We start from the raw sequence: 24,562 nt of genomic DNA, 5'->3' as shown, positions 1-24,562 counted from the left end.
ACGGTTACAGGGTCAGGCCGACCGGCCTGACGACCCGGAATTCGGAACGCATGATCTTCCGGATAGACGATATGCAGGGGCGGCCGCGCGCGCGGATCGCGGCGAAAGATGGTGCCCGGGCCCTGATGCTGTTCTGGCGGCGGCGCGGCCGGCAGATCATGGCCGAAGCCCTGCCCGACCCTGACCCCGTAGCCATCCTGCGACGGAATTTCGACATGGCACGCATCCTCCCGGATACCGCCGAACTGCCGCTGCCCGCACCAGCACCCCGCGCCGCCACACAGCCCGCGACCCGCCGGCCCCGCGCACCGCGCCCGGTGCGCGACACGGCAGACGCCGGACAGAACGATTTGTTCGCATCGGTCGCCGCCAGCCCGCCGCCTGCCGCTCCGCCAAAGGCCGAACCTGCGCCACCCCGGCGACAGGTCACGCATCTGGATGCCGAGACCCTGCAACTGGCGCGCGTCCATTTTCGCGGGCTTCAGGCGTCCGACCCCGCCGACAGCTATCTGTACCACATCACGACGGAAGAGAATGCCGACGCCATGCTGCGCGACGGCCTGGCCATGAGCCGCCGCCATCCTCTGCTGCTGACTGAGCGGGGCGGCGTGCCCTACTGGCTGTCCCTGGTGGCTGATGACGATGATGCCAGTGAAGCCGATATCGCCGTGCTGCGCATGAAGCGCTTCATGATCGACGATCTGATCGAGGACGATCCGGACTCGACGCGCAGTTCGGGCAGCCCGAGCTACTTCCTGACCGGCAACACCTGACCGAGGACGACACCCACCCATGGAAACAGCAATCGCCGAGATCGAACGCGGCGGCCGCGTCGAATCCCGCCATGCCGGTACCGCCGTGGTGGTGGATGCCGATGGCGACGTGCTGTTCGCGCTGGGCGACATCGCGCAGCCGACCTATCCGCGCTCGGCGGTCAAGGCCTTCCTGGCCCTGCCGCTGGTCGAAAGCGGCGCCGCCGACCGGCTGGGCCTGGACGACGAGGAACTGGCGCTGGCCTGTGCCTCGCATAACGGCGAGCCAGCCCATGTCGCGGTCGCGGCGCGGATGCTGGGCCGGGTGGGCCGCGACGTCGCCTGCCTGGAATGCGGCACCCACTGGCCGACCCATGCCGATGCCGCGCACGCGCTGGCCCGCTCGGGCGGCGCGCCCAACGCCCTGCATAATAATTGCTCCGGCAAGCATGCCGGCTTCGTCTGCCTGGCCTGCGACCGGGACGAGGATCTGGCAGGCTACATCCAGCCGGCCCACCCGATCATGCGCGAGGTCACGGCGGCGCTGGCCGACGTGACGGATGCCGCCCATGGAGAGGACAATCGCGGCATCGACGGCTGTTCGATCCCCACCTACGCCATCCCGCTACGCGCCCTGGCCCATGGCTTCGCACGCTTCGGCACCGGCCACGGTCTGGGCCCGGAACGCGCGCGCGCGGCGGCACGGCTGCGCACCGCCGTGGCCCGCGCCCCCTTCATGGTCGGCGGCAGCGGGCGCTTCGACACCGTGCTGATGCAGGCGCTGGGATCGGCCGTGTTCAGCAAGATGGGGGCGGAGGGCATCATGGCCGCCAGCCTGCCGGAGCAGGGGCTGGGCATCGCGGTGAAATGCCACGACGGCGCCCCACGCGCGGCCGAAGTCGCGATGGCCGCCCTGCTGACGCGCTTCCTGGGCCCGGAGACCCGCGACCACACGGTGCTGCGCGATCTGGCGACCCACGATATCCGCAACTGGAACGGAATGACGGTCGGCCGCGTCCGCGCCGCCACCTTCATCTGATCCCACGAGGCGTCCGAATGGCCGCGCGCCCGATCGTCATGTTTCCGGACCAGCGCCTGCGCCAGGCGGCGGAGCCGGTTACACTCTTCGACGCGGCGCTGCGCACACTGGCCGCCGACCTGCTCGACACGATGCGCGCCGCCCCCGGTATCGGCATCACGGCGCCGCATATCGGCGTGGCACTGCGCGTCGTGGTACTGGACCTGCGCGACACATCGGGGCCCCGGACCTATATCAATCCGGAGATCATCTGGACGTCCGACGAGACAATCCGGCATGAGGAAGGCAGCGTTTCCATGCCAGGCGTCATCGAGCAGATCGAGCGCCCGGCCAAAGTGCGCGTACGGTACCAGGATCTCGATGGCCAGGAGCATATCGAAGAGTCCGAAGGCCTGCGCGCGATCTGCCACCAGCACGAAATCGACCAGCTGGACGGGATATTCTGGATCCAGCGCCTCTCCGCCCTGCGCCGCAATCGGCTGGTGGCACGTTATGAGAAGATCCTGCGCGCCACAGGACAAAGGCGGTAAAGAAGATCTTCTTTTGTCTTCCGAAAAAGAAGCAAAAAGACTTTCGTTCGTTTCGGGCCATCGTATGGCCCGGCAAAAAACTCCCGAACAGATCAAAAGTTTTTTGGTTCTTTTTTCCAAAAAAAAGAACAAAGATCATAACCCCGCGAGAATCCGCCGCAACTTGTCAGGATTGCGCACGACATAAACGGCACTAACGCGCCCCTCACGACATGTCAGGGTCGTCACCTGCGGCAGACCATCATCCTCCAAGGTGACGAATCCCGGCTCCCCATTGATCGGCCCCCGATACAGAACCGGCGGAACCCGATGCTGGCGCTTACGGGCCAGACCAATAAGCAGGCGGCTGACTTTCTCGATTCCGTCAATGATTTTCCGTGCGGCGGGCCGAATGCCGCCGCCATCGGACACGAAGCGGACATCCTGGCTCAAGAGGGTGCGCAGGGCCGCTTCATCCCCCAGCCGGGACGCCTGAAGAAACGCCTCGGTCAGTTTCCGGCCGGCTTCCCGGCCCATAGGGTGTCGGATATCGGGCTGCCTGAGGTGTTTGCGGGCACGAGACGCCATCTGGCGGCAGGCGGCTTCGCTCCGCTGCAATAACTCTGCCAGTTCATCAAACGGCATTTCGAAAAGATCGTGCAGGATAAAGGCTGCGCGCTCGGCCGGCGACAGGGCCTGAAGCGCGGACAGGAATGCCATGGACAGATCCTGTTCATGCGCATGCAGCCGGATCTGGGGCGCATCCTGCGTGTCCAGAACGGGTTCCGGCAGCCATGGCCCGACATAGTGCTCGTATCGGTGCGCGGAAGACCGCAGCCAGTCCAGGCAGAGCCGCGTCACCACCCGGGTGAGCCAGGCGCGGGGATGATCGATCGTGTCGGGTCCGGCGGCATGCCAGCGCAGGAATGCATCCTGCGCCAGATCCTCCGCGACCGACAGCGATCCGGTCATACGATAGGCAATGCCGATCAGGTCCGGCCTGATCGCGAGAAAGCGGGCCGTCGTCTCGGCGACGTCAGCCATGCTGGCCCGCTGACGGGCGCGGCTGGGCGCGGAACCCGATGGCGATGCGGTTCCAGTGATTGATCATGCCGATGACAAGCGTAAGCTGGACGATCTCCTGATCCGTGAAATGCGCGCGCAGAGCATCGAAATCCGCGTCCGGCGCATGCGTCTCGGCCACCAGCGTCAAAGCCTCGGCCCACGCCAGGGCCGCGCGTTCCCGGGGCGTATAGAAGGCGGTTTCACGCCAGGCCGGCAGCAGGACGACCCGCCGCATGTCTTCGCCCGATTTCTTCATGATCGCGGCATGCATATCGAGGCAGAAGGCACAGCCATTGATCTGCGAAACCCGCATCTTGACCAGTTCGATCAACGTGAGGTCGAGACCCGAGGATGCGAGAGCCTCTTCAAGCTCCAGCATCTTGCCCAGAAGGGCGGGAGCGGTCGCAAGATAGTCCAGTCGCGGGGTCATGATCGTCGTCCCTGTAAGCTGTTTGCCATAAGACGAAACAGGAGACGGGTTTGTGACATGCCACCCTGACCCCTTATGCGATGAACGTCTCCGCATACAGCGCCAGCACGCCGTCCACATCGACATCCACCGCGACAGCACATGGCGGCGCGTCCTCCCAAGCTGGAGCAGGTGGCCCCGGCATGCCCACCGGCTTCTGGATCGTCTGCCCATCGGCCAGCCCACCGCACACCACCCGGACCGGCCCATGCCGCAGGGTGAACAGATGCGGCGCCAGAACCTGGATCACCGCCAGGCTGTCATGGGCAAAAATGCCGGCCAGCCCGCGCGAGCGCTCGTGAAAGCCCTGATAAAAACGCGACACCGCGCGCAGGAAAGCGCCATCCGGCCCGCCCCGCTCCGCCAGCCGATCCAGATAGGCGGCATCCATCACCACCTGCTGCGTCACGTCCAGCCCCAGGACAGTGACCTTCCATGGCGCGGTCATCACCAGATCCGCCGCCTCGGGGTCCGACAGGATATTGGCTTCGGCGACCGGCGACACATTGCCGCCATGGCCATGCGTGCCAAACGCGCCGCCCATCAGACTCACGCCAGCCACCAGCCCGGCAATGGCGGGATCGTGCCGCAGGGCCAGCGCCAGATTGGTCAGCGGCCCGATAGCGATCAGCGTAACCTCGTGCGGATGGGCACGTACCAGATCGACGATCACCTGCCAGGCAGGACGCGGATCAACCGCGCGGGCCAGTTGCGCCGGCGGCGTCAGGTCGCCCAGCCCGCCCGGTCCATGCACATGCGGCACCCCAGCCCCCGCCGGCCGTACCAGCGGCGTGGCCGCGCCCTTGCCCACCGGCACATCCAGCCCCAGCCGCTCGGCCAGCCACAGCGCATTGCGCGTGACGGTGTCGATATCCAGATTGCCATGCACAGTGGTCACGCCCAGCAGGTCGAATTCCGGCCGCCGGGTCATGAAACACAGCGCCATCGCGTCGTCCACGCCAGGGTCGGTGTCGAAGATGACTTTGTGCCGGTGTGTCATGAGGGGCCCTCAAGGATGTTCTTTTTTGCAAAAAGAACCAAAAACTCTGATTCGTTCAGGGACATCATATGTTCCCAGCACAAGGCTCCTGAACGGATAAGAGTCTTTTTGCTTCTTTTTCTTCAGAAAAAGAAGACCTTAACTCAACGCGCGACCCAGCCATCCTGCGCCAGGACAACTCCCGCCAGATACAGGCTGCCGCAGATCACCACCCGCCCCGGACCATCCGCCCCTTCGGCCAGACGCGCCAGCGCGGCCCGCACGGTGAGGCCGGGGATGGCACGGCCCGAAGACGCCGCCACGATCGCCTCGACCGGCAATGCCAGATGCTGGCCGGGCTCGGCCACCGCCTGGACGCTGGCGGCCCGCTCCAGCAGGGGGGCGAGAAAGCCCGTGGCATCCTTGGTCTGCTTCATGCCGACCACCAGATGAACCGGACGATCGGACCAGCCGGCCAGCATGTCAGCCAACGCATGGCCGGCACCGGGATTATGCCCGCCATCCAGCCACAGTTCCCAGCCGGGCGGCAGCAGGGCAGCCAGCGCGCCGTCCAGCCGTTGCAGGCGGGCCGGCCATTCGGTGCGGGCGATGCCTGCCCAGGCGGCATCCGGCACCGCCAGCCCGCTGGCTCGCAGCGCCGCCACCGCCAGCCCGGCATTATCCACCTGATGCGGCCCCGGCAGACCGGGCACCGGCAGGTCCAGCACGCCCTGCGCATCCGCATAGCGCAGGCCGCCTGGTACCGGCGCGATCTCCCAGTCCACGTCACGCACCAGCAGGCGCGCACCGCATTCCGTTGCCCGGTCGCACAGAACCGCCATGACCTCGGGTGCCTGATAGCCGGTCACCGCCGGCACGCCGGCCTTCATGATCCCGGCCTTCTCCGCAGCGATCGCGGCCAGGCTGTTGCCCAGAAAAGCCTCGTGATCCATCGAAATCGACGCAATCGCGCAGGCGGCGGGCCGTGCGAGCACATTGGTAGCGTCGAAACGGCCACCCAGCCCGACCTCGATCACCGCCAGACGGGCAGGATGGCGGGCGAACAGGACAAAGCCGGCGGCGGTCAGAACCTCGAATACCGTGATCGACGCGCCGTCATTGACACGCTCGACCTCCTCCAGCACCGCCACCAGTTCGTCGGTCGAGACGATACGGCCGGCAACGCGGAATCGTTCCGTCACATCCACCAGATGCGGCGAGGTCATGACATGGACCGGCCAGCCGGCCGCCTCGCCGATGGCGCGCAGATTGGCGCAGGTACTGCCCTTGCCATTGGTGCCGGCGACATGGATCACCGGCGGCAGATGCTGTTCCGGATGGCCCAGCCTCGCGAGCAAGGCTTCCAGCCGGCCCAGCGAAAGGTCGATCAGGGCCGGATAGAGCTGGTTGAGCCGCTCCAGCACCGCGCCGGCACGACCGACGAATTCCGGCCCCAGCGCCATGGGCGAGGTCGTCATCGGCGTGGATCAGGCCGCCGGGCGGAGCGGCGTTGCACCCTGCCTATGATTCAGCAGGCCGATCAGGCGGCCCAGCATGGCCGGCAGGTCGGCGCGCTTGGTCACCATGTCGATCATGCCGTGATCCAGTAGATATTCCGCCCGCTGGAAGCCCTCGGGCAGCTTCTCGCGCACCGTATCCTCGATCACGCGCGGGCCGGCGAAGCCGATCAGGGCATTGGGCTCGCTGATCTGCACGTCGCCCAGCATGGCGAACGACGCCGTGACGCCGCCGGTGGTGGGGTTGGTCAGCACGACGATATAGGGCAGGCCGGCATCGCGCAGCATCTGCACCGCCACCGTGGTGCGCGGCATCTGCATCAGGCTGATCATGCCCTCCTGCATGCGCGCGCCACCCGAGGCGGTAAAGACGACCAGCGGCGCCTTCTGTAGGATCGCCAGCCGCGCCGCCGCCACGAAGGCCTCGCCCAGCGCCGCCCCCATGGTGCCGGCGATGAATTCGAACGCCATCACGGCCACCACCGCATCATGCCCGCCGATCTTGCCGTGGGCCACGGCCATGGACTCGTCCAGCTGCGACTTCGCGCGCTCGTCCTTCAGCCGGTCGGTATAGCGCTTGCGGTCGCGGAACGAGAGCGGATCGACCACCACCTTGGGCAGGTCGATCCGCGTACAGGCGCCCTCGTCGAACGTCCAGGCAAACCGCTCGGCCACCGTCGCGCGCATATGATGGCCGCAATGCGGGCAGACATTCAGGCCCTTCCGCAGGTCCTTCACCAGGATCATCTGGCTGCAGGATTCGCAATTGGTCCACAGATTGTCCGGCACCTCGCGCTTGAGCAGACCGCGGATCTTGGGGCGGACGTAATCGGTCAGCCAGCTCATCACATCACTCCATCACACAAGGCGCACATGGGCCCCCGGAAACCCGCCTTCTTACAATCAGGGTCCCGGAAAGGCCAGATGGTTCTCTGGTTACAGCAGGCAAGCGTGAAGAGGAGAATTCAGGCCGGCTCAGCCAGGAAGCGCGCGACATCCAGCATGAAGCTGCCGTCTTCTTCCACCCCGAACTGCCGGATCACCTCTTTCGGCGCCGCCTGCTGCAGCGAGCGGATCGCCGCAACCCGCTCCGGCGGCGTCTTCGTCCGCGCCACCCAGCTTGCGAATGCCATACGCAGACGATGCGTGCCCAGTTCCCGGACGGCGAAGCCTGCCCCCGCCAGCAAGGCCGCCCATTCCGCGACCGCATAGTCACGCACATGCGACACGTCACGCAGCAGTTCCAGCGTCTGCAACCAGCTATCGCCCAATGCGGATGCAGGGGCCGTCACGTCGATGAACAGGGCGACACCCGAGGGTGCCAGCACACGCCGCGCCTCGCGCAGTCCGGCAGCCGCGTCGCTCCAGTGATGGGTCGTGAACCGGCAGAACACCGCGTCGAACCCGCCATCCTCGAATGGCAGATGTTCGGCGGGGGCACGCACTGTCGAGATATTCGACAGGCCCCGCCGGGCCGCCTCCTGCGTCACGGCATCCAGCATCTGCTGGGTCAAGTCGCAGGCCACGACCTCCGCCACATGCGGGGCCAGCCGGTAACTGACATGGCCACCGCCGCAGCCAAGATCCAGCACGCGGCGCCATCCCTTGCCCGCGACCAGCCGCTCGATCGCCTCCAGATCCGCTCCCTCGGCATGGACGGCGCTGGTCACGTAATCCGGCGCGCGGGTGCCGTAATGCTGTGCGGCGTAGGGCTGGGTCATCGTGCGATCCTGCAGAACCCCCTCACGCCTTCCGTGCCGAGCGCACGGCCTCAGCCAGCGCCGAAAGCTGTGCCAGTACGCGCGGCAGGGTGTCGGGCGTCGCGCGGCCCTGTTCGTCCAGCGAATCTTCCAGCGTAGCGATCAGGGCCGAGGCCACCACGGCGGCATCGGCAGCACGGACGGCAGCGGCCGCCTGTTCGGGCGAGCGGATACCGAAGCCGATCGCCACCGGCAGGTCGGTTGCGGCGCGCAGGCGCGGCAGGGCCGCCGCCAGTTCGTCGCTGCTGGCGGTGCGCGTGCCGGTCACGCCGGTTATGCTGACATAATAGATAAAGCCAGAGGCATGGCCGCAGACCACGGGCAGGCGCACATCGTCGGTGGTAGGCGCCACCAGGCGGATGATGTCCAGCCCGGCCTCCACCGCCGGCCCATCCAGCAGGTCGGCTTCCTCGGGCGGCATGTCCACAACAATCAGCCCGTCCACCCCGGCACGCGCGGCGTCGGCACAGAAGCGGGCATGGCCGTAGGCCTCGATCGGGTTCAGATAGCCCATCAGGATGATCGGCGTGTCGGCATCGTCCTCGCGAAAGCGGGCCACCATCTCCAGCACGCGCACCATGCTGGACCCCGCCTTCAGCCCCCGCCGTGCCGCCAGTTGGATGGTCGGGCCGTCGGCGCTGGGATCGCTGAACGGCACGCCGATCTCGATCAGGTCGGCCCCCGCTCCCGGCATGGCACGCAGCAGCGCCAGAGAGGTGTCGTAATCCGGGTCGCAGGCCTGCAGGTACGGGATCAGGGCACCGCGCCCCTGTTCCTTCAGGGCAGCGAAGCGGCGGGCGATGCGGCTCACAATGTCACTCCCAGATGTGCGGCGACGGTGAAGATGTCCTTGTCCCCCCGGCCGGAGATATTCACCACCAGCAGCGTCTCGGGGCTGAGCGTGGGGGCAATGACGGCCGCATGCGCCAGGGCATGGGCAGATTCCAGCGCCGGGATGATGCCCTCGGTCCGCGTGCAGAGCTGGAAGGCGTCGAGCGCTTGGTCATCGGTCGCGCCGACATACTCCACGCGCCCGATATCGGCCAGCCAGGAATGTTCCGGCCCGATGCCGGGATAGTCCAGTCCGGCGCTGATCGAATGGGCCTCGTCGATCTGCCCGTCTTCATTTTGCAACAGGTAAGTACGGTTGCCATGCAGCACGCCCGGCCGGCCGCGCAGGATCGACGCCGCGGTCTCGCCGCTGTCCAGCCCCCGGCCCGCGGCCTCGACCCCGATCAGACGCACTGACGGATCATCGAGGAAGGGATGGAAGATGCCCATCGCGTTCGACCCGCCACCGATGGCAGCCACGATCACATCCGGCAGGCGCCCTTCGGCCTCCTGCATCTGGACGCGGGTTTCCTCCCCGATCACGGACTGGAAATCACGGACCATCTGTGGGTAAGGGTGGGGTCCGGCCACGGTGCCGACGAGGAAATAGGTGTCGCGGACATTGGTCACCCAGTCGCGCATCGCCTCGTTCATCGCATCCTTCAGCGTGCCGGCGCCGGAGGTCACGGGCACGATCTCGGCGCCCAGCAGGCGCATGCGGAACACGTTGGGCTTCTGCCGCTCGACGTCGGTGGCACCCATGTAGATGGTGCATTTCAGCCCGAACAGCGCACACACCGTGGCCGTGGCAACGCCATGCTGGCCGGCCCCGGTCTCGGCCACGATACGGCTGCGGCCCATGCGGCGGGCCAGCAGGATCTGGCCCATGACGTTGTTGAGCTTGTGCGAGCCGGTATGGTTCAGCTCCTCGCGCTTCATGTAGATGCGCGCGCCGCCCAGTTCCTCGGTCAGGCGGCGGGCGAACCAGAGCGGGCTGGGGCGGCCCACATAATCCTTCAGGTAATAGTCCAGTTCCGTGCGGAAGGCGGGGTCGGCCTTGGCCGCCGCATAGGCCGCATCCAGTTCCAGGACCAGGGGCATGAGCGTCTCGGCCACGAACCGGCCGCCGAAGATGCCGAAGCGGCCGCGCGGGTCCGGCCCGGCACGCAGGCTGTTGGGCAGCGCCTCTGCCACGCCGCGTTCCGCTCCGCTGGTATCTGCTGCGCTCACGTCGTTCTCCGGACCCGATATAGATGCAGGATATCGGGTGTTCTGGACCGCATGGCGGAAAATTACCAGCCTCGTCTCCACCCGGGAGAAGACGCCCGGGTGAATTGACAGGCAGCGTAGGCCCCCCGATACGAAAGCCAGGCGGGGAAGCGGAGAAAGACAACATCCATGTTTGTTGCCCATTGTCCCGGTCAGGTAACTCGGCCGATCGTCACCGATGCCGACGCCACCGGCGTTGCCTGGCTGGATCTGCTGGACCCGACGCCGGATGAACAGGCCCTGGCGGCCAGGATTACCGGCCAGCGCATCCCGACCCGCGCCGACCTGGAGGAAATCGAAAGTTCCTCGCGCCTGTTCATGGAAGACGACGCCGTCTATCTGTCGACACCGCTGGTCCGGCGCATCCAGGACGATTTCTTCGTCTCGCCGGTCGGCTTCGTGCTGATGCGTGACCGGCTGCTGACCATCCGCTTCACCGAATTCTCGTCATTCGACCTGATCGCGAAGCAGATCACCGCCAGCAAGGAGACCTACAGCGGGGACGAGGTCTCGGTGCTGCTGCTGGAGGCGGTGGTCGACCGCATGGCTGATATTCTGGAGCATCTGGGCCAGTCGCTGGATACACTGTCGCGCGACGTGTTCCAGGCAGACCAGCCGCGCCAGGCCGGCCGGGCCGACCAGATGCTGCGGTCGCTGCTGCGCCGGGTGGGGCGGTCGGGCGACCTGGCATCGTCGGTGCGCGACAGCCTGCTGGGCATGGAACGGATCGCAATCTTCGTCAGCGAGAACAAGAAGCACGATCTGTCGGAAAAGCTGCGCGACCGGATGAGCACGGTGGCGCGCGACATCGTGTCGCTGAACGATTTCGTGTCGCAGATCTCCAACAAGGTCCAATTCCTGCTGGATGCCACGCTCGGCTTCATCAGTATCGAGCAGAACAACGGCATGAAGATCCTGACCGTGGTCAGCTTCATCGGGGTCGCACCCACGCTGGTCGCCGGGATCTACGGCATGAATTTCCACGATATTCCGGAGCTGAACTGGAAATACGGCTACTGGTATTCGCTGGCGCTGATGGCGGCGACGATCATCATCCCGCTGCTGTGGTTCTGGCAGAGGGGCTGGCTGGCCCGAGGCCGCTAGAGCCTGCCCGTCAATGCCTGCCGACGGCGATCCGACGCCCGGCCTTGACCGTTCGGGACGATTTCCTTATGATTTGGCCGTCGCCGGCGGGCTTTCGTCTGCCGGACGATCCCTCCGTATGGAACGTTGCTGGCCACTTTTCCGGTTTATCCGGTTTTTTCTGGCAGGCGCACTGATGCGCCACTTCCAGGCCGATCGTTTCCCCCCCGTCTATGACCTGCCCATCCAAGGCAACCTGAATGCATCTCGCCGAACTCAAGGCCAAACCCCCCGCGGACCTTCTGGCGTACGCCGAAAGCCTGCAGATCGAGAACGCATCGTCCCTGCGCAAGCAGGACATGATGTTCGCCATCCTCAAGACCCTCGCCGATAACGACCAGGCCATTCATGGCGAGGGGACACTGGAAATCCTGCCCGACGGGTTCGGTTTCCTGCGCTCGCCCGAGGCCAATTACCTGCCCGGGCCGGACGATATCTATATCTCGCCCAGCCAGGTGCGGCGCTTCGGCCTGCGGACCGGCGACACGGTCGAGGGGCAGATCCGCGCCCCGCGCGACGGTGAACGCTATTTCGCGCTGCTGAAGGTCAACACCATCAATTTCGAGCCGCCCGAGGCGGTCCGTCATCGCATCAATTTCGACAATCTGACGCCGCTCTACCCCGAGCGCCGGCTGAAGATGGAAGTCGAGAGCGACGCAGTAGGTGGCGAGCCCGAAAAAGGTGGCAAGGGCGGCAAAGGCGGCAAGGGCCAGACCAAGGATTTCACCCCGCGGGTGATCGACCTGGTCTCGCCGATCGGCATGGGCCAGCGCGCGCTGATCGTCGCGCCGCCGCGCACCGGCAAGACCGTGATGCTGCAGAGCATCGCTTCGTCCATTTCCGCCAACCATCCGGAAGTCTTCCTGATCGTGCTGCTGATCGACGAGCGGCCCGAGGAAGTGACCGACATGGCGCGTTCGGTGCGCGGCGAGGTCGTCTCCTCGACCTTCGACGAGCCCGCGACCCGGCACGTCCAGGTGACGGAAATGGTGCTGGAGAAGGCCAAGCGGCTGGTCGAGCACAAGCGTGACGTGGTCATCCTGCTGGATTCCATCACCCGCCTGGCGCGCGCCTACAACACCGTGGTCCCGTCATCGGGCAAGGTGCTGACCGGTGGTGTGGACGCCAACGCCCTGCAGCGCCCCAAGCGCTTCTTCGGCGCGGCGCGCAACATCGAGGAAGGCGGGTCGCTGACCATCATCGCCACCGCGCTGATCGATACCGGCAGCCGCATGGACGAGGTGATCTTCGAGGAATTCAAAGGCACCGGTAACTCGGAACTCATCCTCGACCGCAAGCTGGCCGACAAGCGCACCTTCCCGGCCATCGACATCACCAAGAGCGGCACCCGCAAGGAAGAATTGCTGGTCGAACGCTCGGAACTGTCGAAGATGTGGGTCCTGCGCCGCATCCTGGCGCCGATGGGCACCATGGACGCGATGGACTTCCTGCTGGACAAGCTGAAATACAGCAAGACCAACAGGGATTTCTTCGACGCGATGAATACCTGAAGACCAGGAAGCAGGGACCGGATCGCTCCGGTCCCTGTTTTTTGTTGTGAGGATGTTTCTGTTCTTTTTTGAAAAAAAGAACCAAAAAACTTTTGAATTTTTGGATCTCGTTCTGAGGCGAAGACCGTCCACCACAACGGCCCTCAAACGAATAAAAGTCTTTTTGCTTCTTTTTCTTCAGAAAAAGACGAACTCTTCCCCCATCAAGGCAACAGGATCGTACTCCCGGTCGTCGCCCGCGATTCCAGCGCCGTCTGCGCCGCCCCCGCATCAGCAAGAGCAAAACGCTGCCCGATCCGCACCGTCAGCACCCCCTGGATGATCAAATCGAACAATTCCTTGGCCCCCGCCAGCAGGGCTGAACGCTGGGCAAGATAAGTCGTCAGTCCCGGCCGTGTCAGATACAGGCTGCCGCGCGTGGCCAGCATGCCGACCGAAATGCCCGTGACCTCGCCCGACGCATTGCCGTAGCTGACCATCAGCCCACGCGGTGCGAGGCAATCAAGACTGGCAACGAACGTATCCTTGCCCACGCTGTCATAGACCACGGGCACCATGGCGCCGTCCGTCAGCTTGCGCACGCGTGCGGCCAGATTGTCATGCCCGATCAGGATATCCGCCGCACCGTTCTGCCGCGCCAGTTCGCCCTTTTCCTCGGTCGACACCACGCCGATGACCCGCGCGCCGATATGCCGCGCCCATTGGCACACCAGAAGCCCCACGCCACCGGCTGCCGCATGGACCAGGATCGTCTCACCGGGTTGGACGGAATGGACCTCGCGCAACAGCATATGGGCCGTCAGACCGCGCAGCATGCAGCCTGCCGCGATATCGAACGGGATATCCGGCGGCAACGGCACGACACGATCGGCGGCGATGGTGCGGCATTCGCCATAACCGCCCAGGGCCGTGGGGTAGGCCACCCGGTCACCGGGCTCGAAATCGGTCACCCCCGCGCCGGCGGCCATGACGACACCAGCACCTTCCATCCCCAGAATGGCCGGCAGGGAGGGCACCTTGTACAGGCCGGTGCGGAAATAGATGTCGATGTAATTGACGCCGATCGCCTCCTGCCGGATCAGGATCTCGCCCCGGCCGGGCACGGGCGTGGGCAGCGTCTCCAGTTGCAGAACCTCGGGGCCGCCATAGCCGTGGATGCGGATTGCCCTGTACATCGCCTGTATCCCTCTTCCTGTTCTGTCCGGCCGTATCAGGCGTGCGCGTCCGCCAGGGCGGGGATGGGGGCCCGCTCCAGTTCCAGCAGATAGATCTTGTCCGCCAACCCGCCATCTCCGGAATAGCCGCCCAGCCCCTGGGTGGAGACAACGCGATGGCAGGGGATCAGGATCGGAATCGGATTGGCCCCGTTGGCCTGGCCGATGGAACGGGGCGAACCGCCGACCTGCTGGGCCAGGTCGCGATAGGTGCGGGTTTCGCCCAACGGGATCGCGCGCAGCGCCTGCCACACGGCCTGGCGGTACGGTGTGCCATACGGGGCCAGCGGCAGGTCGGCGAAATCATCGGCCGCGCCATCGAAATAGGCGTCGAGCCGATCGCAGGCCTGCCGCAGCAACGGGGTCTCGTCCTGATCGCGGCCCCAGCCCCAATCCAGGGCGACGATCGCGCCATCTTCCTCGGTCAGGGTCAGATCCCCGATGGGCGAGTGCATCGAAAGCTGCGGCATACCGGTCGTCCGTCCCTTTGATCCTGGATCCCGCACCATATCGGGACTGTCTGGTATTCTGTACTCTTCCGCCACAGGTTGCGACATGTAAGAGCGGCGAGCAGACGCCCCATGACGACAGGAACAGACACGATGCCCTCCGAACGGCCCCCGGCACGGACAGAACCCGATGCGCCGATCTTTGCCCTGGCCAGCGGGGCAGGGCGCGCGGCCATCGCGGTCATGCGCCTGACCGGTGCGGGATGCGGAGAGATCCTGCACCGGCTCTGCGGCACGCTGCCCACACCACGCCGGGCCACGCTGCGCGGATTGCGGCACGGGGCGGGCGATGCCGCGCCCATCCTGCTGGACCGGGCGCTGGTGCTGTGGTTCCCCGGCCCGCGCAGCTATACCGGTGAGGACAGCGTGGAGCTACACCTGCATGCCGGGGCGGCCGTGATCGCCGCCGTGGCCGACGCGCTGGTGGCGCTCGGCGCCCGGCCGGCTGAGCCGGGCGAATTCACCCGCCGCGCCTTCATGCGCGGCCGGCTGGACCTGATCGAGGCCGAAGGCATCGCGGACCTGATCGACGCCGAAACCGAAGCCCAGCGCCGCCAGGCGCTGGAGCAGGCCGACGGCACGCTGAGCCGCCTGTATGACGGATGGGCAACACGGCTGCGCACAATGCTCGCCCATCAGGAAGCACTGATCGATTTCCCCGACGAGGACCTGCCACCCGAAACAGAACAGGCGCTGATGGACGAACTGCGCAGCCTGGCCGGCGAGATGCGCGCCCATCTGGATGATGGCGGGCGGGGCGAGCGCCTGCGGCGGGGCCTGCTGTTTGCCATTGTCGGCGCGCCCAATGTCGGCAAGTCCAGCCTGCTGAACAGGCTGGCCGAACGGGACGTGGCCATCGTCTCGCCCCGCGCCGGCACCACCCGCGATGCGATCGAGGTACGGGTGATATTGGGCGATGTGCCCGTGACCCTGATCGACACTGCCGGCCTGCGTGAGACCGAGGACGAGATCGAAGCCGAGGGCGTGCGCCGCGCCCTGTTTCACGTGAAACAGGCGGACTGCGTGGTCGGCATGTTCGACGGCGACACGCCACCCGACCATCTACCCGCCAATGCCATTCTGGTCCGCAACAAGATTGACCTGAAACCCATGGCCGCAGGTCCACCTGACGCCATCGCCATCAGCGTGCGCGAAGGGATCGGGATCGAGAGTCTGACCAATTCACTGGCCGATCGGGCCCGTGCCCTGACGGCGGCACAAGCCGGGCCGCCGCTGACGCGGGCACGCCATCGCGCCGCGATTGAAGAAAGCGCTGGCCATCTGGCCGCCGCACTGGATATGCACTGGCCAGAGATGCGGGGCGAAGAGATGCGGCTAGCGATGCGCGCCCTGGGGCGCCTGACCGGCGCGGTCGGGGTCGAGGATCTGCTGGATACCGTCTTCGGCCAGTTCTGCATCGGCAAGTGAGGGAGCAGGCAAGGGTGGCTGGCGAATACGACGTCATCGTCATTGGCGGGGGGCATGCGGGGTGTGAGGCTGCGGCGGCTTCGGCCCGGTGCGGCGCGCGCACGCTGTTGCTGACGCATCGGCGGGACACGATCGGCGCCATGTCCTGCAACCCCGCGATCGGCGGCATCGGCAAGGGCCACCTGGTGCGCGAGATCGATGCGCTGGACGGGCTGATGGGCCGTGCCGCCGATCGGGCAGGGATTCATTTCAAGCTGCTGAACCGCTCCAAGGGGCCGGCCGTCCATGGCCCACGCGCACAGGCCGACCGCTCGCTCTATCGGCGCGCCATCCAGGACCTGCTGGCCGAGACCGCGAATCTGGACATCGCGGAAGGCGGGGCAGGCGATCTGATCGTCGATGATGCTGGCCAGGTGGCCGGCGTGGTGTGCGAGGACGGGCGCCGCATCGCGGCCGGCGCGGTGGTGCTGACGGCCGGCACCTTCCTGCGCGGCGTGATCCATATCGGCCATGACAGCCATCCGGCCGGCCGGGTCGGTGAAGCGCCGGCCCAGGCACTGGGCGAACGGTTGCAGGCGCTGGGCCTGCCGATGGGCCGGCTGAAGACCGGCACGCCCGCCCGGCTGGACCGCAGCACGATCGACTGGGACAGCCTGGCCGAAGACAAGGGCGATGCCGAACCCGAACCGTTCAGCCGCCTGACCGGCGCGATCGACAACCCGCAACTCTCATGCCGGATCACCGCCACCACGGCGCAGACCCATGCGCTGATCCGCGAACATCTGCATCTCTCGGCCGTCTATGGCGGCGCCATTGCCGGGCGCGGCCCGCGTTACTGCCCCTCGATCGAAGACAAGGTGGTCCGGTTCGCCGAACGCGACAGCCACCAGATCTTCCTCGAACCCGAAGCGCTGCCGGGAAATGAGGGCGGAGACCTGGTCTATCCCAACGGCATCTCGACCAGCCTGCCGGCCGACATCCAGGAGCAGATGATCCATTCCATCCCCGGCCTGGAACGCTGCCGCATCGTGCGGCCTGGCTACGCCGTGGAATATGATTATGTCGATCCGCGCGCCCTGAGCCCGACGCTGGAACTGACGGCACTCCCGCGCCTGTTCCTGGCCGGCCAGATCAATGGCACGACCGGATATGAGGAAGCCGGCGCACAGGGAATCCTGGCCGGATTGAATGCGGCACGCCGCGCCGGAGGCGGGCAGGGCGTGACCATCGATCGTGGCACCGCCTATCTGGGCGTGATGATCGACGATCTGACCACTCAGGGCGTATCCGAACCCTATCGGATGTTCACCTCGCGCTCGGAATATCGACTCAGCCTGCGGGCCGACAATGCCGATCTGCGCCTGACCGGCCTGGGTATCGACTGGGGCTGCGTAGGTGCCGAGCGCACGCGCCTGTTCGAAGCCGACCGCACCGCCATCGATGCGGCAATACAGCGTGCCGCGCAGGAAAGCTTCCTGCCCGACGGCTTGCAGCAGGCCGGCATCGCCGTCTCCGCCGATGGGCGGCGGCGCACATTGCTGGACGTGCTGGCCACAGCCGCCACGCCGGACCAGGTAGCGCGGGTCACCCCATGGTTCGCGGACCTTTCCCCACGCGTCCGCCGCCATGTCGAAACCGAAGCCCGCTATAGCGGCTATCTGGCCCGACAGGCGCGCGAGATCCGGCAATTGGAGGCCGAAACCCGCATCGCCCTGCCGCCCGATCTCGATTACCGCCATATCGGCGGCCTGAGCAGCGAGATGCAGGAACGTCTGACCTCGGCCAAACCCGCCAGCTTCAGCGCCGCCCAGCGCATTCCCGGTGTCACGCCCTCCGCGCTGATGGCACTGCTGGCCCATATCAGGCAGGTAGCATGATGTTTCACGTGAAACCCGAAACCGTCGCCGATCTGCCGGGCGACCTCGGTCCGCGACTGGACTGTTTCGCCGAGATCCTGACCCGCTGGAACGGTCGCATCAATCTGGTCTCGCCCCGCGATCTGCCGCATCTATGGGACCGCCATATCGCGGACTCGCTGCAACTGGCATCGCTGATCCCGCCCGGCGCGCGCCTGGCCGATCTGGGATCGGGCGGGGGGTTCCCCGGCCTGATCATCGCAATCGCGACCGACGCCGACGTCACGCTCATCGAATCCGACCAGCGCAAGGCGGCCTTCCTGCGCGAGTCCGCGCGGGCAGCGGGTGCTCGCGTCACCGTGCTGGCGCGACGGATCGAAGAGGTCGACATCCCGCCGGTGCAGGTCGTGACCGCCCGCGCGCTGGCCGCCCTGCCGCAATTGCTGGAATGGAGCAGCCGCCTTCTGGCACCCGACGGGTTTTGCCTGTTCCTGAAAGGCAGAAATGTCGACGATGAGTTGACCTCGGCCGCCGCCGACTGGCACATGGCAGTATCCCGATTGCCAAGCCGCACCAACGCGGACGGTACCATTCTCAAACTGGGTGAAATCACGCGTGCCAGACACTCAGAACGCGCAACGGGCCCCTGACGCCGCGCGCGCTTCCTGCATTCTTGCCCTCGCCAACCAGAAAGGCGGCGTGGGTAAAACAACCACGGCCATCAATCTGGCCGCCGGACTGGCCGAACGCGGCCTGTCCGTCCTGCTGGTCGATCTCGATCCGCAGGGCAATGCCTCGACTGGCCTGGGCGTCGGTTACGACGCAAGGCGACAGGGCACCTATGCCCTGCTGATGGACGATGTCGCGATGGCCGACCTGGCCCAGGACACCGAAATTCCCGGCCTGAAGATCATCGCCGCCGATACCGAACTGGCTGGCGCCGAGCTGGAACTGGTGATGATGGACCGGCGCGAGTTCCGCCTGCGCGACGCCATCACCCGTGCCGCCAGCGGTTTCGACGTGATCCTGATCGACTGTCCCCCCAGCCTGGGGTTGCTGACGCTGAACGCGCTGGTGGCGTCCGACGGTGTGATCGTGCCGCTGCAATGCGAATTCTTTGCGCTCGAAGGCATCAGCCAACTGGTCCGCACCGTCGACCGGGTGCGCCGGGCCTTCAATTCCGACCTGCATGTCGCGGGCATCGTGCTGACGATGTACGACCGGCGCAACAACCTGTCGGAACTGGTCGCCGCCGACGCGCGCAGCTTCTTCGGCGAACAGGTGATGGAAACGCTGATTCCGCGCAATATCCGCATCTCCGAGGCCCAGAGCCACGGGCGCTCGGTCATGGCCTATGATGGCCGGTCCAGCGGTGCCATGGCCTATCAGGCCCTGGCGGACGAGGTGATCGCCCGGAATGGCCTGAAGACCCCCAGAAAGAAGAAGGCGCGGGCATGAGCACCAAGAAAGACCAGACACGTCCGCGCCTCGGCCGGGGCCTCGCGGCCCTGCTGGGCGACCAGGCCCCCGCCGCCATCGCCCGCGTTTCGGGCCGGACGGAGCAGGACCGCACCGGCACGCTGGGGGTGGACCAGCTGGCGCCCGGACCGTTCCAGCCGCGCCAGGTGATGGAGCCCGAGGCCCTGGCCGAGCTGGCGGATTCCATCCGCACGCGCGGCATCCTGCAACCGATCCTGGTCCGCCCGCATCCCGAGCGCGCAGGCCATTACCAGATCATCGCCGGCGAACGCCGCTGGCGCGCGGCGCAGATGGCGGCCCTGCACGAGGTGCCGGTCCATATCCGCGCGCTGGATGACGGCGACGCCATGGCTGCCGCCCTGGTCGAGAACCTGCAACGCGCCGACCTGAACGCCGTGGAAGAGGCCGAGGGCCTGCAACGGCTGCTGCAGGATTACGGCCTGACGCAGGAAGAACTGGCGGGCGCGCTGGGCAAGTCGCGCTCGCATGTCGCCAACATGGTGCGACTTCTCAACCTGCCGCAGCCGGTGCGCGCCGCCCTGCGCGACGGCCGGCTGACAGCCGGCCACGCCCGCGCGCTGCTGGGCCACCCCGACCCAGTCGCGGCCCTGAAGACGGTGCTGGAGCAGGGGCTGAATGTCCGCCAGACCGAAGCCCTGGTCCAGAAAGCCGTCCGCCAGTCCGCAAAGCCCGCTCCGGCCGAGAATACCGAACGCAAGAACCCCGAAATCCAGGTTCTGGAACGCGACCTCACGGCCCGGCTGGGCCTGAAGGTCCAGATCTCGTTTGACGGGCGCGGCGGGGCCATCCGCATCCTCTATCAGTCGCTGGATCAGTTCGATACCGTGCTTGCACGTCTGAACGGCTGAGAATGCAGGACATTTTTTCGATAAAACCGCTTGCCCTCATCCCCTGACGCTGTTAGAAGCGCGTCACCCGAGAGGGACACTCCATGGGCGCATAGCTCAGTTGGTAGAGCAGCTGACTCTTAATCAGCGGGTCCAAGGTTCGAGTCCTTGTGCGCCCACCATGGAGCCTTCGGAAATCCCAGACAAAACGAAGCGTCTTCCCTTCTTTTTCTGAAGAAAAAGAAGCAAAAAGACTTTTGATCGTTCTGGGCCATCGTCTGTCCCCAGCACAAAACTCCTGAACGAATCAGAGTTTTTTGGTTCTTTTTTGCAAAAAAGAACAGAAACCCCTCACGGCCGACGCGCCAGCCGCTCCACCAAAGGCACCATCCGCGCCACGATAACGGCAACCCCGGCCGGGTTGGGATGGATATGATCCGCCTGTTCCAGCTCCGGATGCGCCGCCACCCCATCGAGGAAGAACGGGTCCCACAGAATGCCGGGCCGGTGCGACAGACGCTCGAACACGGCGCGGAAGGACTGGCTGTAACCCGCCCCCATATTGGGCGGCGCATACATGCCCGACAGCAGAACCGGCAGATGGGCCTGCTGCAGCCGATCCAGGATCGCCGTCAGGTTCTGTTCCATCCGTGCCGGGTCCAGCCCGCGCAATCCGTCATTGCCGCCCAGTTCCACGATCACCGCGTCAGGGTTATCGCCCAGCGCCCAGTCCAGCCGCGCCAGGGCATCGGTGCTGGTATCGCCCGAGACGCCGCCGTCCAGGATCGTGATCGCATAGCCGCGCGCATCCAGCGCCGCCTGAAGGCGCGGCACGAAGCCGTCCGCATGCGCCAGCCCGTAGCCGGCAGTCAGGGAATCACCCAGCGCCAGAATCCGCACCGGGCGGTCAGCCGCATGGCCGGGAGGGGCGGAGACGGCCCACAGACAGGCCAGCAGAAGCGGAAAAACCGTTCGGACCCCATGCCGGCGCCGTGTAGCGTGCAGGCAGGACCATACGCTGTGGGAAGGAAAACGCATGGACGGCGACGGGCTCCCGAATGGACGGACGACGCTGGTCGAGGCACAGGATCTGTGGCTGACAGTGCCGGCCCGTGCCAGTGCGGTCAATCCACGCCGGGATGGCGAGGCCGGGCAGGGGGCATTGACGATCCTGCACGGGGTCAACCTGCGTGTGGCAGAAGGCGAGGCACTGGGCATCATCGGACCTTCCGGATCGGGCAAGACATCGCTGCTGATGCTGCTGGCGGGCCTGGCGCGCCCGACACGTGGAACAATCCGCATCGCCGCCACCACGCTGGGCGACTTGGACGAAGACGCATTGGCCCGTTTCCGGCGCGAGACGATGGGCATCGTCTTCCAGTCCTTCCAGTTGATCCCCACCATGACGGCGCTGGAAAACGTGCTGGTGCCGCTCGAACTGGCCGGCCACCCCGACGGCGCCACCGCCGCCCGCACGGCACTGGATGCGGTGGGGCTGGGGCACCGGCTGGATCACCTGCCGGCCGAACTCTCGGGCGGCGAACAGCAGCGCGTGGCGCTGGCCCGCGCCTTCGTCGCCCGGCCGCGCCTGCTGCTGGCCGACGAGCCGACCGGCAATCTGGACAGCCGCACCGGTGCGGCGGTGATGGACCTGCTGTTCAGCCTGCAACGGCGATACGGCACCACGCTCGTCCTGATCACCCATGATCCGGCCCTGGCGGCACGCTGCGACCGCCGCCTGCGCGTGGATGATGGACACGTCACCACCGACCACCCGATGCGGGAGCCCACCTCGTGAGCCAGTGGCGCCTGGCCGCCCGGCTGGCATGGCGCGACCTGCGCGGCGGCATCGGCGGAATGCGTATCGTGCTGGCCTGCCTGGCGCTGGGGGTGGCCACCATCGGCGGGGTGGGCGGCCTGCGCGACATGATCCGCGACGGCATCGCCGGCGAGCAGCGCACCCTGCTGGGCGGCGACCTGTCGATCGAAAGCAGCGATCCGCTGCCCACCGAACTGGCCGATTTCGCGACCGCGCACGGGGCCCGGGTGTCGCGCGTGCTACGCATGCGCTCGATGCTCTACGCGCCGCGCGGTGCGGGTCAGGCCGATGCCCGGATGCTGGTCGAACTCTCGGCGGTCGATGACTCCTATCCGCTGGTCGGCACAATCGCGCTCACGCCGCAGGCTCCTCTTCATCGGGCCCTGGCGCTGGATCACGGCCTGCCCGCCCTGCTGGCCGACCCGCTGGTGATCGACCGGCTGGCGCTGAAGGTCGGCACGCTCGTGCGGATCGGCACCGCCCGCTTCCATGTCGCCGGCAGCCTGGACCGCATCCCGGACGGTGCCGGCACGGTGACGCTGGCGCCCACGGTCATGACCACCCGCTCGGCCCTGGATGAAGCCGGACTGATGCAGCCGGGCGCCTTGGTCAACCACGCGCTGCGCCTGGCGCTGGATGGGCCGGTGGCAGGGCGGTCGGCCCGCGCCCACGCACTGGCCGCCGCGATCACCGCCCGCTTCCCGGACCAGGGCTGGCGTATTCGTGGCGAGGCCGATGCGGCCCCCGCCTTGACCCGCACCGTGGACCAGATGGCCCGCTTCCTGGCGCTGATCGGATTATGCGCCCTGCTGCTGGGCGGCCTGGGGGTTTCGACCGGCGTCACCGCCTGGCTGGAGGGACGGGGACGGACGATTGCCATCCTGCGCTGCCTGGGCGCCTCGGGGCCGCTGATCCGGCGCACATTCGGCCTTCAGATCGCCGCCCTGTGCGGTATCGGCATCGGTGCCGGCATGGTGCCCGCCCTGTTGCTGCCGCCATTGGCCGCACGCATGCTGAGCGGCCTGCTGCCGATCGAAACGACAATGGTGCCGCCGCTTCTGCCCGTGCTGACGGCCGGCCTGTTCGGCGTGCTGGTCGCCCTGCTGTCGGTGATCGTGCCGCTGGCCCGCGCCTGCTCCATCAGCCCGGCCTCCCTGTTCCTCGAACAGATCCAGCGCGGAACAATGCGCGTGCGGTCCTGGCGCGTCGGCACGGCATTGATCCTGTGCGTGATCCCGGCAGGGGTGCTGACTGTCCGGCTGGCGGACAGTCCGCTCTTCGCCGCAGGCTTCCTTGCCGTCGTCCTGTTCGCCGCCGGCATCCTGGTCCTGGCCGGCACGATACTGCGCTGGGGGGTGTCCGCCCTGCTGGCGCGTCTGGATACGGCGCGGGGCGTGCCGAGGCTGGCGCTGGCGCTGTCTGCCCATCGCAATGCGACGACCACGCGCATGGTGACCGCACTGGGGGCCGGACTGGCGGCCATGGCCGCCATCCTGCTGACCGAGGGCGCGATGATGGCGCAGTTACGCGACCAGATGCCGCATAACGCCCCCGCGTTCTATTTCATCGATATCCAGCCCGGCGATCTGGACCGGTTCGACAGCCTGGCCAAGGCTCAGCCATCGGTTCGCGCGGTCCAGCAACTGCCTTCGATGCGCACGCGCGTCGTCGCGGTCGACGGCGTGCCGGCCGAACGGGTCAACGCCACGCCGCAGACGCGCTGGGCCCTGCGCGGCGATCACGGGCTGACCGTGGCGGCAACGCCGCCACCCGGCACCAGACTGGCCGAAGGCACATGGTGGCCGGCCGATTATGACGGGCCACCCCTGCTGTCGCTGGATGCCGGGCTGGCGCAGGGGTGGGGCGTGCGGGTCGGTTCCACCATCCGGCTGAACGTGCTGGGCCGCGCGATCGACGTCCGGGTTGCAAACCTGCGCAGTGTCGCCTGGCGATCACTCCAGCTCAATTTCGCGTTCGTCGTCTCGCCGGGCCTGCTGTCGCACGCGCCCCATACATTCGTGGCCACGCTGGCCACCGACGGCCGCGCCGATCAGGATGCGGCCACGCTGGCCGCCATCACGGATGCGCTGCCCGGCGTGACCGGTATCCGCGTCGCCGATGTGCTGGCCCGGCTGACCGCACTGGCCGGGCAGATCGCCACGGCGCTGAGTGTCGCGGCCTCGATCATCATGGCGTCGGGTGCGCTGGTCCTGGCGGCGACCCTGGCCGCCGGCTGGCGCCAGCGGGTCGCCAATGCCGCCATCCTTCAGGCAGTGGGCGCGGGGCCGTGCCAGATCCGCACGATCTGGCTGATCGAATTCACGCTGCTGGGGCTCGCGGCCGGCATCTCGGCCATCCTGCTGGGCGCATCGGCCGCCTGGCTGGTCATGCGCCAGGTCCTGCAACTGCCATGGACGGCGGATTGGACCGCGGTGGGGGGCATGATGATCGGGACTCTGGCAGCCACGAGCCTGTGCGCGATGCTGGTCTGGAACCGGGCGCTCAGGCCCTTGCGGGGCAGGACACGATAACGCCAGGAAAACGCTGCGTTTTCTCAGCCCGGCG

General features: G+C 66.8%; 23 protein-coding genes and 1 tRNA gene. 13 read left to right on the top strand and 11 right to left on the bottom strand.

Annotation, left to right across the window (positions count from 1 at the left end; translation table 11 throughout):
• Positions 1 to 50: 50 nt before the first annotated feature.
• The 3 genes from HLH29_RS10065 to HLH29_RS10055 are packed head-to-tail and all read left to right on the top strand — an operon-like array spanning position 51 to position 2,321.
• Positions 51 to 773, top strand: coding sequence for a hypothetical protein (locus tag HLH29_RS10065; protein WP_246374087.1), 723 nt, complete (start codon positions 51 to 53; stop codon positions 771 to 773).
• Positions 774 to 792: 19 nt separating this feature from the next.
• Entirely contained in the window at positions 793 to 1,791 is a 999-nt protein-coding gene (locus HLH29_RS10060) for an asparaginase (RefSeq protein ID WP_182966343.1), read from the top strand.
• A 17-nt stretch (positions 1,792 to 1,808) separates the two neighbouring features.
• The gene (locus HLH29_RS10055; RefSeq protein ID WP_182966341.1) at positions 1,809 to 2,321 is read left to right on the top strand and encodes a peptide deformylase; all 513 of its coding nucleotides are present in this window, start codon (positions 1,809 to 1,811) and stop codon (positions 2,319 to 2,321) included.
• Positions 2,322 to 2,456: 135 nt separating this feature from the next.
• On the opposite strand, the gene HLH29_RS10050 is transcribed toward HLH29_RS10055, so the two are convergent.
• From HLH29_RS10050 to trpB, 8 genes are all read right to left on the bottom strand, one after another.
• A complete protein-coding gene (locus HLH29_RS10050; protein ID WP_182966338.1) occupies positions 2,457 to 3,344 on the bottom strand; it encodes a sigma-70 family RNA polymerase sigma factor in 888 nt (295 codons plus the stop codon).
• Positions 3,337 to 3,795 carry a carboxymuconolactone decarboxylase family protein gene (locus tag HLH29_RS10045; RefSeq protein ID WP_182966336.1) on the bottom strand — a complete coding sequence of 153 codons (459 nt, stop codon included), beginning with the start codon at positions 3,793 to 3,795 and terminating at the stop codon, positions 3,337 to 3,339. Before HLH29_RS10045 ends, HLH29_RS10050 begins: the two co-directional genes overlap by 8 nt.
• A gap of 73 nt (positions 3,796 to 3,868) precedes the next feature.
• Entirely contained in the window at positions 3,869 to 4,834 is a 966-nt protein-coding gene (locus tag HLH29_RS10040) for a nucleoside hydrolase (protein ID WP_182966334.1), read from the bottom strand.
• Between the two features lie 143 nt (positions 4,835 to 4,977).
• On the bottom strand, positions 4,978 to 6,291 hold the full coding sequence (locus HLH29_RS10035) for a bifunctional folylpolyglutamate synthase/dihydrofolate synthase (protein ID WP_182966332.1): 1,314 nt from the start codon (positions 6,289 to 6,291) through the stop codon (positions 4,978 to 4,980).
• 9 nt (positions 6,292 to 6,300) lie between these two features.
• On the bottom strand, positions 6,301 to 7,176 hold the full coding sequence (gene accD, locus HLH29_RS10030) for an acetyl-CoA carboxylase, carboxyltransferase subunit beta (RefSeq protein WP_182966330.1): 876 nt from the start codon (positions 7,174 to 7,176) through the stop codon (positions 6,301 to 6,303).
• 119 nt (positions 7,177 to 7,295) lie between these two features.
• Complete coding sequence (locus HLH29_RS10025) at positions 7,296 to 8,051, bottom strand: class I SAM-dependent methyltransferase (protein ID WP_182966328.1); 756 nt, start codon at positions 8,049 to 8,051, stop codon at positions 7,296 to 7,298.
• A 22-nt stretch (positions 8,052 to 8,073) separates the two neighbouring features.
• The gene (trpA, locus tag HLH29_RS10020) at positions 8,074 to 8,901 is read right to left on the bottom strand and encodes a tryptophan synthase subunit alpha (protein ID WP_182966325.1); all 828 of its coding nucleotides are present in this window, start codon (positions 8,899 to 8,901) and stop codon (positions 8,074 to 8,076) included.
• Positions 8,898 to 10,151, bottom strand: coding sequence for a tryptophan synthase subunit beta (trpB, locus tag HLH29_RS10015; RefSeq protein WP_338030214.1), 1,254 nt, complete (start codon positions 10,149 to 10,151; stop codon positions 8,898 to 8,900). Before trpB ends, trpA begins: the two co-directional genes overlap by 4 nt.
• 168 nt (positions 10,152 to 10,319) lie before the next feature.
• Between trpB and corA the strand changes: the two genes are divergently transcribed.
• Both corA and rho read left to right on the top strand, forming a co-directional pair.
• Positions 10,320 to 11,294, top strand: coding sequence for a magnesium/cobalt transporter CorA (corA, locus tag HLH29_RS10010; protein WP_182966323.1), 975 nt, complete (start codon positions 10,320 to 10,322; stop codon positions 11,292 to 11,294).
• A gap of 239 nt (positions 11,295 to 11,533) precedes the next feature.
• Complete coding sequence (rho, locus tag HLH29_RS10005) at positions 11,534 to 12,844, top strand: transcription termination factor Rho (protein WP_182966321.1); 1,311 nt, start codon at positions 11,534 to 11,536, stop codon at positions 12,842 to 12,844.
• Positions 12,845 to 13,047: 203 nt separating this feature from the next.
• Here the strand turns inward: rho and HLH29_RS10000 are convergent, their stop codons facing one another.
• Both HLH29_RS10000 and HLH29_RS09995 read right to left on the bottom strand, forming a co-directional pair.
• Entirely contained in the window at positions 13,048 to 14,019 is a 972-nt protein-coding gene (locus tag HLH29_RS10000; RefSeq protein WP_182966318.1) for a quinone oxidoreductase family protein, read from the bottom strand.
• Positions 14,020 to 14,054: 35 nt separating this feature from the next.
• Positions 14,055 to 14,528 carry a methylated-DNA--[protein]-cysteine S-methyltransferase gene (locus HLH29_RS09995; RefSeq protein WP_182966316.1) on the bottom strand — a complete coding sequence of 158 codons (474 nt, stop codon included), beginning with the start codon at positions 14,526 to 14,528 and terminating at the stop codon, positions 14,055 to 14,057.
• A gap of 132 nt (positions 14,529 to 14,660) precedes the next feature.
• On the opposite strand from HLH29_RS09995, the gene mnmE reads away from it, so the two are divergent.
• The 6 genes from mnmE (at position 14,661) to HLH29_RS09965 (ending at position 20,360) form a co-directional block, all read left to right on the top strand.
• Entirely contained in the window at positions 14,661 to 15,995 is a 1,335-nt protein-coding gene (gene mnmE, locus HLH29_RS09990; RefSeq protein WP_182966314.1) for a tRNA uridine-5-carboxymethylaminomethyl(34) synthesis GTPase MnmE, read from the top strand.
• Positions 15,996 to 16,009: 14 nt separating this feature from the next.
• Positions 16,010 to 17,872: a tRNA uridine-5-carboxymethylaminomethyl(34) synthesis enzyme MnmG gene (gene mnmG / locus HLH29_RS09985; RefSeq protein WP_182966312.1), complete on the top strand. Its 1,863-nt coding sequence runs from the start codon at positions 16,010 to 16,012 to the stop codon at positions 17,870 to 17,872.
• Positions 17,872 to 18,501: a 16S rRNA (guanine(527)-N(7))-methyltransferase RsmG gene (rsmG, locus tag HLH29_RS09980; RefSeq protein ID WP_246374107.1), complete on the top strand. Its 630-nt coding sequence runs from the start codon at positions 17,872 to 17,874 to the stop codon at positions 18,499 to 18,501. The genes mnmG and rsmG overlap by 1 nt, the downstream gene beginning before the upstream one ends.
• Positions 18,467 to 19,309, top strand: coding sequence for a ParA family protein (locus HLH29_RS09975; RefSeq protein WP_408871829.1), 843 nt, complete (start codon positions 18,467 to 18,469; stop codon positions 19,307 to 19,309). Before rsmG ends, HLH29_RS09975 begins: the two co-directional genes overlap by 35 nt.
• A complete protein-coding gene (locus tag HLH29_RS09970) occupies positions 19,306 to 20,199 on the top strand; it encodes a ParB/RepB/Spo0J family partition protein (protein WP_182966308.1) in 894 nt (297 codons plus the stop codon). The genes HLH29_RS09975 and HLH29_RS09970 overlap by 4 nt, the downstream gene beginning before the upstream one ends.
• A gap of 85 nt (positions 20,200 to 20,284) precedes the next feature.
• Positions 20,285 to 20,360 (top strand) — tRNA-Lys (locus tag HLH29_RS09965).
• A gap of 169 nt (positions 20,361 to 20,529) precedes the next feature.
• On the opposite strand, the gene HLH29_RS09960 is transcribed toward HLH29_RS09965, so the two are convergent.
• Positions 20,530 to 21,216 carry an arylesterase gene (locus tag HLH29_RS09960; RefSeq protein WP_182966306.1) on the bottom strand — a complete coding sequence of 229 codons (687 nt, stop codon included), beginning with the start codon at positions 21,214 to 21,216 and terminating at the stop codon, positions 20,530 to 20,532.
• Between HLH29_RS09960 and HLH29_RS09955 the strand changes: the two genes are divergently transcribed.
• Both HLH29_RS09955 and HLH29_RS09950 read left to right on the top strand, forming a co-directional pair.
• Positions 21,215 to 21,976 (top strand): ABC transporter ATP-binding protein, encoded by a 762-nt coding sequence (locus tag HLH29_RS09955; protein ID WP_182966304.1) that lies wholly within the window; start codon positions 21,215 to 21,217, stop codon positions 21,974 to 21,976. The genes HLH29_RS09960 and HLH29_RS09955 overlap by 2 nt on opposite strands.
• A complete protein-coding gene (locus tag HLH29_RS09950) occupies positions 21,973 to 24,528 on the top strand; it encodes an FtsX-like permease family protein (RefSeq protein WP_182966302.1) in 2,556 nt (851 codons plus the stop codon). Before HLH29_RS09955 ends, HLH29_RS09950 begins: the two co-directional genes overlap by 4 nt.
• Positions 24,529 to 24,562 lie beyond the last annotated feature (34 nt).

The organism is Gluconacetobacter tumulicola (genome assembly GCF_014174215.1).
GTDB classification, from domain to species: Bacteria; Pseudomonadota; Alphaproteobacteria; order Acetobacterales; family Acetobacteraceae; genus Gluconacetobacter; species Gluconacetobacter tumulicola.
Note: the sequence above shows the minus strand (reverse complement) of the source record. Positions and strands in the feature narration are given on the sequence as shown.

Coding starts and splice junctions, on each gene's coding strand:
- mnmE (WP_182966314.1), top strand. CDS start 14,661: ATGCCCTCCGAACGGCCCCCGGCACGGACAGAACCCGATGCGCCGATC.
- rho (WP_182966321.1), top strand. CDS start 11,534: ATGCATCTCGCCGAACTCAAGGCCAAACCCCCCGCGGACCTTCTGGCG.
- HLH29_RS10045 (WP_182966336.1), bottom strand. CDS start 3,795: ATGACCCCGCGACTGGACTATCTTGCGACCGCTCCCGCCCTTCTGGGC.
- HLH29_RS10060 (WP_182966343.1), top strand. CDS start 793: ATGGAAACAGCAATCGCCGAGATCGAACGCGGCGGCCGCGTCGAATCC.
- HLH29_RS10000 (WP_182966318.1), bottom strand. CDS start 14,019: ATGTACAGGGCAATCCGCATCCACGGCTATGGCGGCCCCGAGGTTCTG.
- HLH29_RS09955 (WP_182966304.1), top strand. CDS start 21,215: ATGGACGGCGACGGGCTCCCGAATGGACGGACGACGCTGGTCGAGGCA.
- HLH29_RS10040 (WP_182966334.1), bottom strand. CDS start 4,834: ATGACACACCGGCACAAAGTCATCTTCGACACCGACCCTGGCGTGGAC.
- corA (WP_182966323.1), top strand. CDS start 10,320: ATGTTTGTTGCCCATTGTCCCGGTCAGGTAACTCGGCCGATCGTCACC.
- HLH29_RS10055 (WP_182966341.1), top strand. CDS start 1,809: ATGGCCGCGCGCCCGATCGTCATGTTTCCGGACCAGCGCCTGCGCCAG.
- HLH29_RS09995 (WP_182966316.1), bottom strand. CDS start 14,528: ATGCCGCAGCTTTCGATGCACTCGCCCATCGGGGATCTGACCCTGACC.
- HLH29_RS10050 (WP_182966338.1), bottom strand. CDS start 3,344: ATGGCTGACGTCGCCGAGACGACGGCCCGCTTTCTCGCGATCAGGCCG.
- HLH29_RS10025 (WP_182966328.1), bottom strand. CDS start 8,051: ATGACCCAGCCCTACGCCGCACAGCATTACGGCACCCGCGCGCCGGAT.
- accD (WP_182966330.1), bottom strand. CDS start 7,176: ATGAGCTGGCTGACCGATTACGTCCGCCCCAAGATCCGCGGTCTGCTC.
- HLH29_RS09960 (WP_182966306.1), bottom strand. CDS start 21,216: ATGCGTTTTCCTTCCCACAGCGTATGGTCCTGCCTGCACGCTACACGG.
- HLH29_RS10065 (WP_246374087.1), top strand. CDS start 51: ATGATCTTCCGGATAGACGATATGCAGGGGCGGCCGCGCGCGCGGATC.
- HLH29_RS09970 (WP_182966308.1), top strand. CDS start 19,306: ATGAGCACCAAGAAAGACCAGACACGTCCGCGCCTCGGCCGGGGCCTC.
- rsmG (WP_246374107.1), top strand. CDS start 17,872: ATGTTTCACGTGAAACCCGAAACCGTCGCCGATCTGCCGGGCGACCTC.
- HLH29_RS10035 (WP_182966332.1), bottom strand. CDS start 6,291: ATGACGACCTCGCCCATGGCGCTGGGGCCGGAATTCGTCGGTCGTGCC.